Origin of the sequence: Roseovarius sp. MBR-6 (assembly GCF_040547525.1) — a bacterium.
Taxonomy (GTDB): Bacteria; Pseudomonadota; Alphaproteobacteria; order Rhodobacterales; family Rhodobacteraceae; genus Roseovarius.
In genome coordinates, this window is the sequence record NZ_JBEPPW010000004.1 from 52,014 (window position 1) to 66,433 (window position 14,420).

A 14,420-nucleotide genomic window follows, 5' to 3' on the forward strand; every position below is an offset into this window, starting at 1 on the left:
CGCGGGTAGTCGGTCGCTTGCCCCTTTTTTCCGGCGCGCGCGCGCTTTAGATGGGGTGCAAAAGGATGGGCTCATGACTTTCTGGATCATCGCCGGGGCGCTGGCGCTCGGCACGGGGATGCTTATGGCGCTGGCGCTTCTGCGCGGCCATTCCGGGGGCGAGTCCCCCGCCGCCTACGATCTGCGCGTCTACCGTGACCAGCTTGGCGAGATCGAGCGCGACCTCAAGCGCGGGGTGATCGCCGAGGACGAGGCCGAACGGCTGCGCGCCGAAATCTCGCGTCGTATCCTGGCCGCGGATGCGCAACTGCGCGCGGGCGGCCAGACGGGCGGGCAGCCGCGCATCATGGGTCTTGGCATGGCGGCGGTGAGCGTCATCGTGCTCGCCGGTGGCGGGGTCTGGATCTATGGGCAGGTGGGCGCGCCGGGATATCCCGATCTGCCGATGGCGCAGCGCATCGCCGCCTCCGACGCCGCGCGCGCCGAACGCCTCTCGCAGGCCGAGGCCGAGGCGCGGTTCGGCCCCGAGAGCACCCCGCCCGAGGGGGTAAGCGAGGAGCATCTGGCCCTGGTCGAGCAATTGCGCGCGGTGGTGGCGACGCGGCCCGAGGATGAGCAGGGCTTGCAATTTCTGGTGCGCAGCGAGGCCGCTCTTGGCAATATGGTCGCCGCGCGTGCCGCACAGGAGCAGCTTGTCGGTCTGCGCGGCGCGGCGGCAACGGCGACAGATCACGCCACGCTGGCCGAGCTGATGATCGAGGCTGCGGGCGGTTACGTGTCAAGCGATGCCGAGGCCGCGTTGCGCGCAACGCTCGAGCGCGATCCGCGCGCGCCGACCGCGCGGTTTTATCTGGGGCTCTATTTCCTTCAGGTGGACCGGCCCGACCGGGCCTTTCGCCTCTGGCGCGACCTGCTGGAGGAAAGCACCGATCAGGCCCCCTGGGTGCCGGTGATCCGCGCCGACATCGAGGAAATCGCCATGCGCGCGGGTGAGCGCTACAGCCTGCCCCCTCTGGGTCCTGGCCCCTCTGCCGCTGACATGCAGGCCGCCGCCGGGATGGACCCGGAGGCGCGCAACGAGATGATCCGCGGCATGGTCGCGCGCCTGTCGGAGCGGCTTGCCACCGAGGGCGGCCCGGCCGAGGACTGGGCGCGGCTCATCAACGCTTACGGCGTGCTGGACGAGCGGGAAAACGCGCAGCGCATATGGGATGAGGCAAAAGGCGTGTTCGCGCAGGACGCGGGCGCGCTTGCGACCCTGCGCGCCGCAGCCCGGAGCGCGGGCGTGGCCGAATGATCCACGAGGACATCGCCGGATTTGCCGCCGCGCTGCCCTCCGCACGGGGCGTCATGGGGCTCGACCTCGGGACCAAGACCATCGGGGTTGCGCTTTCCGACCGGCTCTTGTCGAGCGCGACCGCCGTCGAGACGGTGAAACGGCAGAAATTCACCCTTGACGCCGCGCGCCTGCTGGAGATTGCCGCCAAGCGCGAGGCGGGGGGCATACTGCTCGGCCTGCCGCGCAACATGGACGGCTCCGAGGGGCCGCGCGCGCAATCCACCCGTGCCTTTGCCCGCAATCTGGCCGCGCTCACCGCGTTGCCGATCGGCTTCTGGGACGAGCGTTTGTCCACCGTGGCGGCCGAACGCGCGCTCCTGGAGGCGGATACGTCGCGGAAACGTCGCGCAGAGGTGATCGACGCGGTGGCCGCAAGCTATATCCTGCAAGGGGCGCTCGACCGGATGCGCCATATGAGGGCAGAGCATGGCGGATGATGTCTGGCAACGCGACGAGGTCGAAAGCCCCTGCGTGCGCATCTGCGTGGTCCATCCGGAGGCGCGCATCTGCACCGGCTGCCTGCGCTCCATCGACGAGATCAGCCGCTGGTCAAAGCTGAGTGCCGATGAGCGCCGTGCCATCATGGCCGCCCTGCCCGACCGCGCCGACCTGTTGAAAAAGCGCCGGGGCGGGCGCGCGGCGCGTCTGGCGCGGGGCTGATCCTCAGGGCAGGTTGAGCCACAGGGCGCTGGCAGTGTCGGGAAGTTCGGGCCGGAAATAGGCCACCATGCGCCCCTCGGGCGGGGCCGTTGCCCCCTCTTGCCACGGGGCCACGCCGTGCAGCGTCATGCGGTGCAGAAGATAGGCCGCACCGGGACGGGCATGGACGGCCACGCGCGGGCAGGTCGCGAACACCGCGCGCCGGGCGGCGTGATAGGTCTCGGTCAGGTCCACCTCGCCCCAGTCGCGCGGAGGACACCCCGCCAGCGCCGTCCCGAAGGCGCGGCGCATGACGTGGTGGCTGCCCTCCCAGACCACAAGCGGGCTTGCCCCCTCATCCGCCTCGGTGAGCGGCAGACCAAGGATCCAGGCGTGGCGTTCGCGCAGCTTGCGCCGTCGCCCGGATCCCACCGGCAAAAGCCCGTCCACATGGGCCGCGTCGCGCCTCAAACGGTACTGAAACGCCGCCGCCCCCTCGCCCGCACGCGGGCGCGGATAGCCCGGCCAGATCACCGAGACCTGTGCGCGGTGCAGCGACAGCGCGCCCCAGAGCGCCTCGGCCACCTGCCGCGCCTGGCAGGCAAGCGGGACGCCCCCCACCCCGCCCCCGGCATCGTTGGGCAGAGCATCAACGCCGACCACCCATGTCCCCTCGCATTCCCGCGCGGCCCCCGCGATGACCGGCAGCACCAAAGCCCGCGCCGCATGCGCCCACGCGCTCAGCGCCGGTTCGGGCGCAAACACCGCCCAGCCCCGGTCAAGCAGCCCCTCTACCATCCCGACGCCTTGCGCAGCATGTTGAGGGCCACGAGAATGATGAAACCCGCGAAGATCCGCTTGAGCGGTTTGGGGTCCATCGCATGGGCAAGCCGCACCCCCCAGGGCGCGGTGATCATCGTCATCGCCACCACCACGGCGAAGGCCACCAGATTGACCGCACCCACGCTCAGGGGCGGGCGGCCCTCGGGGGCGACCGCGACGAAGAGAAAGCCCAGCACCGACGGCGCGGCGATGCTGAGCCCGAAGCCCCCCGCCGTGGCGACCGCCCGGTGGATCGGCACGCCGTAAAGGCTCATCACCGTAACCCCGAACCCGCCGCCGCCAATGCCCATCAGCACCGACAGAAAGCCAAGCACCGGCGCCACCACCAGCCGCCTCAGGCCGCCAGGCATGGTGTCACCCAGCCGCCAGTCGGGGCGGCCCAGCCCCAGTTGCAGGCCGATGACCACGCCGACCACGCCAAAGATTGCCTGAAGCGTGACCGACCGCAGCCCCGCCGCAACCACCACCCCCAAAAGCGCCCCCGCCGCGATCCACGGTCCCCAGCTTTTCAGGATCGCCCAATCGACCGCTCCCTTGCGGTGGTGGCCGAGCACCGAACGCACCGAGGTGACAGCGATGGTCGCCAGCGAGGTGGCGAGGCAGATCTGCATGAGCTGCGGGCTGTCATAGCCGAGCGTCCGGAAGGCGTAGAAGAACGCGGGCACAAGCACGATACCGCCACCCACGCCCCAGAGCCCCGCCAGAACCCCCGCAACCGCGCCGATCGCCATCAGCAGTCCGAGCATCTGCAAAATCAGCCCGGTCTCGGGCAGGATGATCGGCATGGGCGCGTCTCCGGTCTGGTCCGTGCCAGACTTATACCGCGTTCGGGCCGGGCGAAAGGCACGGATTGGACTTGCCCCGCCGCGCCCGAGCGCGCACAAGATCGGCCCCGAGAAAGGAGGCCCGATGCCCCGTTACGCCCTCAGGGTCGAATATGACGGCGCGCCGTTTGCCGGCTGGCAGCGGCAGGCCGAGCACGCTTCGGTGCAGGGTGCCATCGAGGCCGCGCTGGCAAGGCTGGAGCCGGGCGCGCATACCATCGCCGCTGCCGGACGCACCGATGCGGGCGTGCATGCGATGGCGCAGGTGGCGCAATGCGATCTGGCGCGCGACTGGGATCCGTTCCGCCTGTCCGAGGCGCTCAACCATCACCTCAAACCGCTGCCCGTCGCCATTACCGCCTGCGCGCGCACAGCCGACGATTGGCACGCGCGGTTTTCGGCGACGGGACGGCGCTATGTCTTTCGTATCCTCAGCCGCCGTGCGCCGCCTGCCATCGCGGCGGGCCGCGTCTGGCACCTGCGTCACCCGCTTGACATCCACGCCATGCGCGCGGGTGCCGCGCATCTGGTCGGACATCACGATTTCACCACCTTCCGGTCGTCGATCTGCCAGGCACAAAGCCCGGTCAAGACACTCGACGAGGTGCGCATCGACGCGGTCGAAACCCCCACCGGCCCGGAAATACACCTGCATTTCGCCGCGCGCTCGTTCCTGCACAATCAGGTGCGCAGCTTTGTGGGCACGCTCGAACGCGTGGGAAGCGGGGCCTGGCCGCCGGACGATGTGCGCGCGGCACTGGAGGCGCGCAACCGCGCCGCCTGCGGCCCCGTGGCCCCCCCGCACGGGCTCTATCTGGCCGGGGTGCGCTATCCGGTCGATCCGTTCGACGCGTAGGGCGGCCGCTGCGGCCCTGCGAGGGGTCCGCGACCAGCCGGGGGGCGCACGGGCTCGAAATGGCGCAACGCGGATGCCGTCATCCGAGGATCGTCTGTCCGGCGATCCGCGCGGTGATCTGGCGCGCCGCCTCCGCCACGGCGGTGCCGAACCCGGTCAGGCGATCCTCGGCAAAGCGCGAGGACGGGCCCGAAATCGAGATGCCCGCGCAGGGTTCTCCCCGGTCGTTGAAGATGGCCGCGCCGATGCAGGACATGCCCTCATACCGCTCGTCACGGTCAAAGGACCAGCCGCGCGCGCGAATCGTATCGAGATCGGCCGCGAGGCTGGCAAGGCTGACATGGGTGCGCGCGGTAAAGCCCGGAAGCCCTGTCGCGGGCAAAAGCCGCGCGCGGCGCGCCTCCGGCAGGGCGGCAAGGATCGCCTTGCCGGTGCCCGAGGCGTGCATCGGCGTGCGCGAGCCGGGGGGAAAGAAGGCGCGAATCGGGTTCGCGGTCTCGATCTGACCGATAAAGACCACCTCGGCCCCGTCGGGCACGGCAAGATTGGCGGTCTCGCCGGTTTCTTCCATCAGCGCGCGCATGACCGGGCGGCCCATATCGGCAAGCCCCGCACGCTTGAGATAGGCAACACCCGTGCGATAGGCCTCGATGCCGATGGACCAGTCCTGACGCTCCTCGTCGAAACGCAGGAAGGCCCGGGCTTGCAGGGTGGTCAGGATGCGGTGCGTGGTGGCGGTGGGGATGTCGAGGACGCGCGAGAGATCGGTCAGGCTGATACCGTCATGCTGCGCGACGGCGGTGAGGACCGACAGCGCGCGGTCGAGCGCCTGCATGGTGCCTGCACTGCTCTCGGTGAATTGCGATTTGGGGCGACCGCGGGGGCGCTTGGTCTGGGTCATGGGGCACTCCTTTCAGAGAAGAGGATAGGCAAAGTGAAAAATATTTCCAAATATTTTTCATACCGCAGTAGTTGAAAAACGAAATATAGCTTTAAATCATAGTCTTATGAAAACTTTACTATAAATGAAAAAATATTTCAAGAAAATTGCATCTCGCTGGATGACAGGCGATTATGGCGCATCTTGAGGAGGGCTTTGCCATGTCAGATCAGAATCCGGTGTTCATCCCCGGCCCGACCAATATTCCCGACCGCCTGCGCCGTGCGATGCAGGTGCAGACCATGGATCACCGTTCGCCCGCCTTTGCCGGCGCTCTTGCCCCGGTTCTGGACGGGTGCAAGACGGTTTTCGGCACGACATCAGGCGAGATCGTGACGTTTCCCGCCTCCGGCACCGGCGGCTGGGAAGCGGCGATCACCAACACGCTCTCGGCCGGGGACAGCGTTCTTGTGGCGCGCTACGGCATGTTCAGCCATCGCTGGATCGACATGTGCCAGCGCCACGGGCTGGACGTGCAGATCCTAGAATGCGCCTGGGGCAGCGGTGCGCCCGCCGACCGGTTCGAGACGGCGCTGCGCGCCGATACGGGCCACACGATCAAGGCCGTTCTGGTGACACATAACGAGACCGCGACCGGCGTGCGCTCTGATATCGCCGCCGTGCGCCGCGCCATGGACGCGGCCGGACATCCGGCGCTTTTGATGGTGGATTGCGTCTCGTCGCTGGCCTCGATGCCGTTCGAGATGGATGCCTGGGGCGTGGATATCGCCGTTGCGGGCTCGCAGAAGGGCTTCATGCTGACGACCGGCATGGCGATCCTTGCGGTGAGCCCCAAGGCGCTGGCGGCGATGGACGCGGCCACCCTGCCCCGCACCTTCTTTGATTTCCGCGACATGATGGGCGCCAACGCCAAGGGCGGATTTCCCTACACGCCGCCACTGCAACTCATTTTCGGCATGGCCGAGAGCCTCGAGATGCTGTTCGAGGAAGGGCTGGACAAGGTCTATGCCCGCCACACACGACTGGCCGAGGGGGTGCGGCGTGCCGTTGATGCCTGGGGGCTGCGCCTTGTCGCGCAATCGCCCGATCTTTACTCGGACACGGTAAGCGCGATATTCGTGCCGGAAGGGTTTGACAGCAACGCGCTAGTCAACCACGCTTTCGCCACTTACGGGATGAGCTTTGGCGTGGGTCTGGGCGAGATGAACGGTCGGGCCTTCCGCATCGGCCACCTGGGCAGCCTGACCGATTCCATGGTCCTGTCGGGGCTGGCCACGATCGAGATGGCCATGGCCGATCTCGGGTATCCGATCCGCCTGGGCAGCGGTGTGACGGCGGCGCAGGAGCATTTCCGCGCCACCGCGAAACCCGCGCTGACCAAGGCCGCATGAGGGGAGAGACCATGCTTGACGTGAAAGACAAGACCGGGGCCGATCTGACGCTTGACGATATGCTCGCCGCGCGCGCGCGGATCGCGCCCTATATCCACCGCACGCCGGTGCTGACCTCGTCGTTCCTCAACGACCTGACCGGGGCGGAGCTGTTCTTCAAGTGCGAGAACTTCCAGAAGGCCGGTGCGTTCAAGGTGCGCGGTGCCTCGAACGCGGTTTTCGGCCTCAGCGACGAGGTGGCCAAGCGCGGCGTTGCCACCCATTCCAGCGGCAACCACGCGCTCTCGCTCAGCTACGCGGCCGGTCGGCGGGGAATCCCGTGCCACGTGGTCATGCCGCATACCGCGCCGCAGGCCAAGAAGGACGCCGTGCGCGGCTATGGCGGGATCATCACCGAATGCGAGCCCTCGACCACGAGCCGCGAGGCGGTCTTTGCCGAGGTGCAGGCGCGCACGGGGGCGGAGTTCGTTCATCCCTACAACGATCCGCGCGTGATCGCGGGGCAGGCCACCTGCTCGGCGGAACTGATCGAGCAGGTAGAGGGGCTCGATGCGGTGATCGCCCCCATCGGCGGCGGCGGCATGGTCTCGGGCACGTGTCTCACGCTGTCCAATCTCGCGCCGGGGGTGAAGATATACGCCGCCGAGCCGGAGCAGGCCGACGATGCGGCGCGGTCGTTCCGCGCGGGCCATATCATCGCCGACGACGCGCCGGTAACGGTGGCCGACGGGCTCAAGGTGCCCCTCAAGGAAAACACCTGGCATTTCGTGAGCCATTTCGTGGAGGATGTTCTGACCGCGAGCGAGGAAGAGATCATCGACGCGATGAAACTCACCTGGGCGCGCATGAAGATCGTGATGGAGGCAAGCTGCGCCGTGCCGCTGGCCACCATCCTGAAGAACCCCGAGATATTTGCCGGCAAGCGCGTCGGCGTCATCATCACAGGCGGCAATGTCGATCTCGACAGCCTGCCCTGGATCAAGTGAGGCCGCCGAGCGCGCGCCCCTGTAAAACAACCGGAGGATACCATGAAAGACGCGATCAATCTTGACGAATACGAAGTGGGCTTCGACATCCCCGCCCTGCCCGGCATGGCCGAGGCGGATGTCCAGACGCCCTGTCTGATCCTCGATCTTGACGCGCTGGAGCGCAATATCAAGAAGATGGGCGATTGGGCAAAGGCGCATGGCGTGCGCCACCGCGTCCATGGCAAGATGCACAAATCGGTCGATGTGGCGAAATTGCAGGAAAGCCTTGGCGGCGCCTGCGGTGTCTGCTGCCAGAAGGTGAGCGAGGCCGAGGTGTTCGCGCGCGGCGGCATCAAGGATGTGCTGGTGTCCAACCAGGTGCGCGACCCGGCCAAGATCGACCGGCTGGCGCGGCTGCCGAAACTGGGCGCGCGCGCGATCTGCTGTGTCGACGATCTGGCCAATGTGGCGGACCTGTCGGCGGCGGCGGTCAAGCACGGCACCCAGATCGAATGCCTTGTCGAAATCGACTGCGGCGCGGGACGCTGCGGCGTGACGACCACCCCCGCCGTGATCGAGATTGCCAAGGCCATCGACGCCGCACCGGGGCTGAAATTCGCCGGTATCCAGGCCTATCAGGGCGCGATGCAGCACATGGACAGCTATGAGGATCGCAAGGCCAAGATCGAGGTGGCCGTGGCCATGGTCAAGGACGCGGTGGACACGCTCAAGGCCGAGGGGCTGGACTGCGACATCGTCGGCGGCGGCGGCACGGGCAGCTACTATTTCGAAGGCACCTCGGGCGTCTATAACGAGCTGCAATGCGGGTCCTACGCCTTCATGGATGCCGATTACGGGCGTATCCTCGACAAGGACGGCAACCGCATCGACCAGGGCGAGTGGGAAAACGCGCTCTTCATCCTGACCTCGGTGATGAGCCATGCCAAGGCCGACAAGGCTATTGTCGATGCCGGCCTCAAGGCACAGTCGGTGGATAGCGGCCTGCCGGTGATCTTCGGGCGCACGGATGTGCAATATGTCAAATGCTCGGACGAGCATGGCGTGGTGGCCGATGCGCAAGGCGTGCTCAAGGTCAACGAGAAGCTGCGGCTGGTGCCGGGCCATTGCGATCCGACCTGCAATGTCCATGACTGGTATGTGGGCGTGCGCGGCGGCAAGGTCGAAACCGTCTGGCCGGTCTCGGCGCGCGGCCGGGCCTATTGAGGGCATGGGCATGGACACGCAGAGCACGGCGCAGGGCATTGTCATCGTCTCCGAGGCGATCTGCGAAGAGGTGATCACCCGCGCCGATGCTTTCGGCGCGGTGGAGGCGGTCTTCGCCGCCATGGCACGGGGGGATGCGTATAACTTTCCCGTGGTGCGCGAGGCGATCGGCCACGCGGACGCGCTTTACGGCTTCAAGGGCGGGTTTGATCGTGCGGGGCTGGCGCTTGGCCTGAAGGCGGGGGGCTACTGGCCCGGCAACATGGACAAGGGGCTGACCAACCATCAGTCCACCGTGTTCCTCTTCGATCCCGATACCGGGCAGTTGTCGGCGCTGGTGGGCGGCAATTACCTCACGGCGCTGCGCACGGCGGCCTCATCCTCGGTCTCCATCGCCCATCTGGCGCGCAAGGACGCAAAGGTTCTGGGCATGGTCGGCGCGGGCCATCAATCCACCTTCCAGCTGCGCGCCGCCGTCGAGCAGCGCGATTTCGAGAAGGTCGTGGCGTGGAACCCGCATCCCGACATGCTGCCGCGCCTCGGCGCGGTGGCCGAGGAACTGGGGCTGGCCTTCGAGGCGGTGAGCCAGGAGGAACTGGGCGCAGAGGCCGATGTGATCATCACGATCACAAGCGCGTTCGAGCCGCTGGTCATGGCCGGCTGGATCAAGCCCGGCACGCACATCGCCTGCATGGGCACCGATACCAAGGGCAAGCAGGAGGTGGACCCGGCCCTGCTCAAGCGGGCAACGGTCTTTGCCGACGAGATCGCGCAATCCATCAGCATCGGCGAGGCGCAGCACGCGGTGGCGCAGGGGCTGATCGCCGAAGGCGACATCACCCCCATCGGCGCGGTCATCAACGGCAGCCATCCGGGGCGCGGCTCTGACGACGAGATCACGCTGTTCGACGGCACCGGCGTGGGGTTGCAGGATCTGGCCGTGGCCTCGGTCGCGGCGCGCATCGCGCGCGAACGCGGGCTGGGAGACATGGCGCGGCTTGGCTGAGCCGCGTCACTCCGCCACCTCGGAACGCGGCGGGATCAGGCCCGCCGCTTCCAGATTCGGCGCATAGGTGCGCGTGACCGGCACGCGCTCGCCATTGCTCAGGCGCACGAACACCTTGCCCTGCCGCCGCTCGCTGGCGGTGATGGCCGCAAGCGCCACCCAGTGCGAACGATGGGTGCACAGGCCCTCGACCGGCTCCATCTCGTCGATCGCATCCGACAGACGCAGGCGCAGGGTCTCCGTTCCCCGGTCCGTCACCACCTCCACATTGTGGCCGCTCCCCGAGAGACGCAGGATCTGTGCCCCCTGCAAGGCCTCGGGCAGGCGGCGCACAAGGCGGGGGGGCGGCGGCGTGTCCCCGGCCTCGGCCGTCCCAAGCCCGAACTGACGGTGGAACAGGAAAACCGGAGTGACGAAGAACAGCGTGTTGACCCAGATCGACCCCGGCAACAGATCGGCATGCGTCAGGGCCGGATCGAGCGTGGCCCGCAACGTGTAGATGAGCGGCGCAAGCAGGGTCGTGGTGGCAAGGCTGATCTTGAGATCGAGCAACAAGGGCCGCCAATGCCCGCAAAATGTCAGAAGCGTCGCCCGGCTGACGGCCCCGAGCGCCACACCCGACAGGATCACCGCACCCCAATAAACAAGGCGCAGCGGCATGGACATGGTCTGAAACGTCCCGAACGGGCCTGCGACCACGGCCACGAGCCATCCTGTCAGGAGAACCGACAGGCTGGTCAGCGATTTGAACACGGCGAATGTCCGCATGACATGACGCCGGAACTCGGACCAGATCAACTCGACACCCTTGCTCATACCCTTCTTACGTGTATCTATCAGGCGGGCTTTGCAATTCCAACACGGAGTTGGAATATGTGATCCGAACATGACCGGGCAGAAGGGCAAAGGTGATGGGAAATGACGCGGCGCTTTCCCCGGCGCAAGAGGCGCGCATCCACCAGAGTTTCGGCGCGCAGAGCATGATGGCGACGCTCGGCGCGCGGCTTGTCGGCGTGGAGCGGGGCCAGGTGCGGATCGAGGCACCGATCCTGCCCGGCAGCCGCCAGCAGCACGGCTTTGCCCATGCCGGGCTGACATTCGCCATCGGCGACAGTGCGGCGGGTTATGCCGCGCTGAGCATGATGCCCGAGGGGCATGAGGTGCTCACCACCGAAATGAAGATCCACCTGCTCGCGCCCGCGACGGGCGATCTGCTTGTCGCCACGGGCCGGGTGATTCGTCCGGGCCGTCGGCTGGTGATCGTTCAGGCGGATGTGCACGCGCTGAAGGACGGGCGCGAGAGCCATGTCGCGCTCATGACGGGGACGATGATTCCGCTTGCGCCGTGAGCGGGCGTTGCCACGCACCCCCTGCCCGCTATGTGACCCCGTGAAAGGGGGCAACCATGCGCATCGTGCTGGCGATCTGGATGTGTCTGACGGCAGGCGCCGTGGCAGCGGAGCCGAACGAGGCCCTGAAGGCCCCCGGCGTGGTGGCGCTCATGCGGCACGCGCTCGCCCCCGGCACGGGCGATCCGGCGGGGTTCGTGCCGGGCAATTGCGCCACGCAACGCAATCTCGATGCGCGCGGCCGCGCGCAGGCGGCGCGCACCGGCGCGGCACTGCGGGCGGCGGGCGTGACCTTCGATCGGATCTGGACAAGCCGCTGGTGTCGGGCGCGCGACACTGCGGCGCTGATGGAGATGGGCACGCCCGAGGAGATGCCGCCGCTCGATTCCTTCTTCGCCGGTCGCGGCGACGGGACCGCGCAGACCGAGGCGGCGCTCGCCCTGATCGCGGCACTGCCCGAGGATACCCGTCTTCTGATCGTGACCCATCAGGTCAACATCACCGCCCTGACCGGGCTTGGCGTCGGCTCGGGCGAGATCATCGTGACACGGCGCGGGACCACGGGCCTTGTGCCCGTCGGGCGCTACCTGATCGCGCCCTGAACTTTCTCATTTCGCATGATAGAGACGCCCAAAACCGGTTCCCGATTTTGAGCAACAGGCCCTAGCCCTGTTTCGAGGCGCGCTTGCGCTCATGCGGATCAAGATGGCGCTTGCGCAAACGAATGGCGTTCGGTGTCACCTCGACCAGTTCATCGTCGTTGATATACGCGATGGCCTCTTCGAGGCTGAGCGTGATCGGCGTGGTCAGGCGCACCGCCTCATCGGTGCCGGAGGCGCGCACGTTGGTCAGCTTCTTGCCCTTCAGGGGGTTCACCTCGAGGTCGTTCTCGCGGCTGTGCTCGCCGATGATCATGCCGGTATAGACCGGGGCCTGCGCGCCCAGAAAAAGCCGCCCGCGCTCTTCGAGGTTCCACAAGGCATAGGCCACCGCCTCGCCGTTCTCCATCGAGATGAGCACGCCCGCGCGCCGCCCGGGGATAGGCCCGCGATGCGGCACCCAGCCGTGAAACACGCGGTTGAGCACGCCGGTGCCGCGCGTGTCGGTCAGAAACTCGCCGTGATAGCCGATGAGCCCGCGCGACGGCACATGCGCCACGATCCGGGTCTTGCCCACGCCGGAGGGCTTCATCTCGACCAGATCGCCCTTGCGCGCGCCGGTGATCTTCTCGATCACCGCGCCGGTATATTCGTCGTCCACGTCGATGGTGACCTCTTCGACCGGCTCCAGCCGCTCGCCGTTCTCGCCCGCGCGCATCAGAACCTGCGGGCGCGAGATGCTGAGCTCGAACCCCTCGCGGCGCATGTTCTCGATCAGAACGCCCATCTGCAATTCGCCGCGCCCCGCGACCTCGAACGCCTCGCCGCCCGGTGTATCCGTGACCTTGATGGCGACGTTCGATTCGGCCTCTTTCATCAGCCGCTCACGAATGACCCGGCTCTGGACCTTCTTGCCGTCACGGCCCGCAAGCGGGCTGTCATTGATGCCGAAGGTGACGGTGATGGTCGGCGGATCGATCGGTTGCGCGGCAATCGGATCCTCGACGGCAAGCGCGCAGATCGTATCGGCCACGGTGGCCTTGGACATGCCCGCGATGGACACGATATCGCCCGCGCTGGCCTCTTCGATATCCTGCGAGGAGAGGCCGCGAAACGCCTGAATCCGCGTCACGCGGAACTGTTCGATCTTCTGGCCGATGCGCGAGAGCGCCTGCACGGTCTGCCCCACCCGGAGACGGCCCGATTCCACCCGTCCGGTCAGCAATCGCCCGACAAAGGGATCGGCCCCGAGCGTGGTGGCGAGCATGCGGAAATCCTCATCCACATGCTTGATCTGCTTCGGCGCGGGCACATGGTTGATGATGAGGTCAAACAGCGCCGAGAGATCCTTGCGCGGGCCGTCAAGCTCGTGATCGGCCCAGCCGGAACGGCCGGACGCATACATGTGCGGAAAATCGAGCTGATCCTCATTGGCCCCGAGATTGGCGAAAAGATCGAAACACTCGTCAAGCGCGCGGTCCGGCTCGGCATCGGGCTTGTCGACCTTGTTGAGCACCACGATGGGGCGCAGCCCGAGGCGCAGCGCCTTGGACGTGACGAACTTGGTCTGCGGCATGGGGCCTTCGGCGGCATCGACCAAGAGCACGACGCCATCGACCATCGACAGGATCCGCTCCACCTCGCCGCCGAAATCGGCGTGGCCGGGGGTGTCGACGATGTTGATGCGGGTGGTTTTCCACACCACCGAGGTGGGCTTGGCAAAGATGGTGATGCCGCGCTCACGCTCGATGTCGTTGCTGTCCATCGCGCGCTCATCGACCGCCTGCCCTGCGCGAAACGCGCCGGACTGCTTGAGAAGTTCGTCCACGAGCGTGGTCTTGCCGTGGTCGACATGGGCGATGATGGCGATGTTGCGCATATCCATTGGGACGTGTCCTGATGCTGTTCCGCCCGCGCCTTAGACGCCGCGACGCAGAAAGGCCAGAGCCAAAGCCCGCAAAGCGCCCTCAGAACGGGATTTCGTCATCCATGTCACGCGACGGACGGCCTGCCGGGGCACCGCCACCCTGATCGGCCCCGTAATCGGGGCCGCCATAGCCCTGATCCTGCCCGCCGGAATAGCCGCCGCCGCCGCCGCCACCGCCGCCGCCTTCGCCACGGCCATCGAGCATCACGAGCGTTCCGTCAAAACCCTGAAGCACAACCTCCGTGGTATAACGGTCCTGACCGGACTGATCCTGCCATTTGCGGGTCTGCAGCTTGCCCTCGAGATAGACCTTGGAACCCTTGCGCAGGTATTGTTCAGCCACACGCACAAGCCCTTCCTGAAAGATCGCCACCGAATGCCATTCCGTGCGCTCGCGCCGCTCGCCTGTGGTCTTGTCTTTCCACGTTTCGGAGGTGGCGATGCGCAGGTTGCACACCTTGCCGCCGTTCTGGAATGTGCGCACCTCTGGATCGCGGCCAAGATTGCCGACGATGATTACCTTGTTCACGGACCCGGCCATTCAGTTCCCTCCT

Annotated in this window: 16 protein-coding genes; 10 read left to right on the plus strand and 6 right to left on the minus strand. The window is 66.9% G+C overall.

What is annotated here, in order from left to right:
* Positions 1-73: 73 nt before the first annotated feature.
* From ccmI to ABIE57_RS06760, 3 genes are read left to right on the plus strand one after another with little or no spacing between them, the layout of a single operon-like run.
* Positions 74-1,297, plus strand: a complete 1,224-nt coding sequence (gene ccmI, locus ABIE57_RS06750; RefSeq protein ID WP_354538242.1) for a c-type cytochrome biogenesis protein CcmI — start codon at positions 74-76, stop codon at positions 1,295-1,297.
* On the plus strand, positions 1,294-1,776 hold the full coding sequence (ruvX, locus tag ABIE57_RS06755; protein WP_354538243.1) for a Holliday junction resolvase RuvX: 483 nt from the start codon (positions 1,294-1,296) through the stop codon (positions 1,774-1,776). Before ccmI ends, ruvX begins: the two co-directional genes overlap by 4 nt.
* Positions 1,766-1,999, plus strand: a complete 234-nt coding sequence (locus ABIE57_RS06760) for a DUF1289 domain-containing protein (protein ID WP_354538244.1) — start codon at positions 1,766-1,768, stop codon at positions 1,997-1,999. Before ruvX ends, ABIE57_RS06760 begins: the two co-directional genes overlap by 11 nt.
* A 3-nt stretch (positions 2,000-2,002) precedes the next feature.
* Here the strand turns inward: ABIE57_RS06760 and ABIE57_RS06765 are convergent, their stop codons facing one another.
* Both ABIE57_RS06765 and ABIE57_RS06770 read right to left on the minus strand, forming a co-directional pair.
* Positions 2,003-2,776, minus strand: a complete 774-nt coding sequence (locus tag ABIE57_RS06765; protein WP_354538245.1) for a hypothetical protein — start codon at positions 2,774-2,776, stop codon at positions 2,003-2,005.
* A complete protein-coding gene (locus tag ABIE57_RS06770) occupies positions 2,770-3,606 on the minus strand; it encodes a sulfite exporter TauE/SafE family protein (RefSeq protein WP_354538246.1) in 837 nt (278 codons plus the stop codon). The genes ABIE57_RS06765 and ABIE57_RS06770 overlap by 7 nt, the downstream gene beginning before the upstream one ends.
* A gap of 124 nt (positions 3,607-3,730) precedes the next feature.
* Here ABIE57_RS06770 and truA point away from each other — a divergent pair, with 124 nt between their 5' ends.
* The gene (truA, locus tag ABIE57_RS06775) at positions 3,731-4,501 is read left to right on the plus strand and encodes a tRNA pseudouridine(38-40) synthase TruA (RefSeq protein WP_354538247.1); all 771 of its coding nucleotides are present in this window, start codon (positions 3,731-3,733) and stop codon (positions 4,499-4,501) included.
* Between the two features lie 79 nt (positions 4,502-4,580).
* Here truA and ABIE57_RS06780 read toward each other — a convergent pair whose 3' ends face one another.
* A complete protein-coding gene (locus ABIE57_RS06780; RefSeq protein WP_354538248.1) occupies positions 4,581-5,402 on the minus strand; it encodes an IclR family transcriptional regulator in 822 nt (273 codons plus the stop codon).
* A gap of 200 nt (positions 5,403-5,602) precedes the next feature.
* Here ABIE57_RS06780 and bhcA point away from each other — a divergent pair, with 200 nt between their 5' ends.
* From bhcA to bhcD, 4 genes are read left to right on the plus strand one after another with little or no spacing between them, the layout of a single operon-like run.
* Positions 5,603-6,793 (plus strand): L-aspartate--glyoxylate aminotransferase BhcA, encoded by a 1,191-nt coding sequence (gene bhcA / locus ABIE57_RS06785; RefSeq protein WP_354538249.1) that lies wholly within the window; start codon positions 5,603-5,605, stop codon positions 6,791-6,793.
* A gap of 11 nt (positions 6,794-6,804) precedes the next feature.
* Positions 6,805-7,779 carry a beta-hydroxyaspartate dehydratase BhcB gene (bhcB, locus tag ABIE57_RS06790; RefSeq protein ID WP_354538250.1) on the plus strand — a complete coding sequence of 325 codons (975 nt, stop codon included), beginning with the start codon at positions 6,805-6,807 and terminating at the stop codon, positions 7,777-7,779.
* 42 nt (positions 7,780-7,821) lie between these two features.
* Positions 7,822-8,985, plus strand: coding sequence for a 3-hydroxy-D-aspartate aldolase BhcC (gene bhcC / locus ABIE57_RS06795; RefSeq protein ID WP_354538251.1), 1,164 nt, complete (start codon positions 7,822-7,824; stop codon positions 8,983-8,985).
* Between the two features lie 37 nt (positions 8,986-9,022).
* Positions 9,023-9,991, plus strand: coding sequence for an iminosuccinate reductase BhcD (gene bhcD / locus ABIE57_RS06800; protein ID WP_502950134.1), 969 nt, complete (start codon positions 9,023-9,025; stop codon positions 9,989-9,991).
* A gap of 6 nt (positions 9,992-9,997) precedes the next feature.
* On the opposite strand, the gene ABIE57_RS06805 is transcribed toward bhcD, so the two are convergent.
* Positions 9,998-10,807 carry a LytTR family DNA-binding domain-containing protein gene (locus ABIE57_RS06805; protein ID WP_354538253.1) on the minus strand — a complete coding sequence of 270 codons (810 nt, stop codon included), beginning with the start codon at positions 10,805-10,807 and terminating at the stop codon, positions 9,998-10,000.
* 95 nt (positions 10,808-10,902) lie between these two features.
* On the opposite strand from ABIE57_RS06805, the gene ABIE57_RS06810 reads away from it, so the two are divergent.
* Positions 10,903-11,340 carry a PaaI family thioesterase gene (locus tag ABIE57_RS06810; protein WP_354538254.1) on the plus strand — a complete coding sequence of 146 codons (438 nt, stop codon included), beginning with the start codon at positions 10,903-10,905 and terminating at the stop codon, positions 11,338-11,340.
* Between the two features lie 56 nt (positions 11,341-11,396).
* Positions 11,397-11,942, plus strand: a complete 546-nt coding sequence (locus tag ABIE57_RS06815; protein WP_354538255.1) for a histidine phosphatase family protein — start codon at positions 11,397-11,399, stop codon at positions 11,940-11,942.
* A gap of 61 nt (positions 11,943-12,003) precedes the next feature.
* Here the strand turns inward: ABIE57_RS06815 and typA are convergent, their stop codons facing one another.
* Positions 12,004-13,824 (minus strand): translational GTPase TypA, encoded by a 1,821-nt coding sequence (gene typA, locus ABIE57_RS06820; protein ID WP_354538256.1) that lies wholly within the window; start codon positions 13,822-13,824, stop codon positions 12,004-12,006.
* Positions 13,825-13,906: 82 nt separating this feature from the next.
* Positions 13,907-14,407, minus strand: a complete 501-nt coding sequence (gene ssb, locus ABIE57_RS06825) for a single-stranded DNA-binding protein (protein ID WP_354538257.1) — start codon at positions 14,405-14,407, stop codon at positions 13,907-13,909.
* Positions 14,408-14,420 lie beyond the last annotated feature (13 nt).

Bases quoted from the DNA above. Each gene is read 5' to 3' on its own strand.
- ABIE57_RS06765 (WP_354538245.1), bottom strand. From the start codon at position 2,776: ATGGTAGAGGGGCTGCTTGACCGGGGCTGGGCGGTGTTTGCGCCCGAA.
- ABIE57_RS06810 (WP_354538254.1), top strand. From the start codon at position 10,903: ATGGGAAATGACGCGGCGCTTTCCCCGGCGCAAGAGGCGCGCATCCAC.
- ccmI (WP_354538242.1), top strand. From the start codon at position 74: ATGACTTTCTGGATCATCGCCGGGGCGCTGGCGCTCGGCACGGGGATG.
- bhcC (WP_354538251.1), top strand. From the start codon at position 7,822: ATGAAAGACGCGATCAATCTTGACGAATACGAAGTGGGCTTCGACATC.
- bhcB (WP_354538250.1), top strand. From the start codon at position 6,805: ATGCTTGACGTGAAAGACAAGACCGGGGCCGATCTGACGCTTGACGAT.
- ssb (WP_354538257.1), bottom strand. From the start codon at position 14,407: ATGGCCGGGTCCGTGAACAAGGTAATCATCGTCGGCAATCTTGGCCGC.
- ruvX (WP_354538243.1), top strand. From the start codon at position 1,294: ATGATCCACGAGGACATCGCCGGATTTGCCGCCGCGCTGCCCTCCGCA.
- ABIE57_RS06770 (WP_354538246.1), bottom strand. From the start codon at position 3,606: ATGCCGATCATCCTGCCCGAGACCGGGCTGATTTTGCAGATGCTCGGA.
- ABIE57_RS06760 (WP_354538244.1), top strand. From the start codon at position 1,766: ATGGCGGATGATGTCTGGCAACGCGACGAGGTCGAAAGCCCCTGCGTG.
- ABIE57_RS06815 (WP_354538255.1), top strand. From the start codon at position 11,397: ATGCGCATCGTGCTGGCGATCTGGATGTGTCTGACGGCAGGCGCCGTG.
- typA (WP_354538256.1), bottom strand. From the start codon at position 13,824: ATGGATATGCGCAACATCGCCATCATCGCCCATGTCGACCACGGCAAG.
- truA (WP_354538247.1), top strand. From the start codon at position 3,731: ATGCCCCGTTACGCCCTCAGGGTCGAATATGACGGCGCGCCGTTTGCC.
- ABIE57_RS06805 (WP_354538253.1), bottom strand. From the start codon at position 10,807: ATGAGCAAGGGTGTCGAGTTGATCTGGTCCGAGTTCCGGCGTCATGTC.
- bhcA (WP_354538249.1), top strand. From the start codon at position 5,603: ATGTCAGATCAGAATCCGGTGTTCATCCCCGGCCCGACCAATATTCCC.
- ABIE57_RS06780 (WP_354538248.1), bottom strand. From the start codon at position 5,402: ATGACCCAGACCAAGCGCCCCCGCGGTCGCCCCAAATCGCAATTCACC.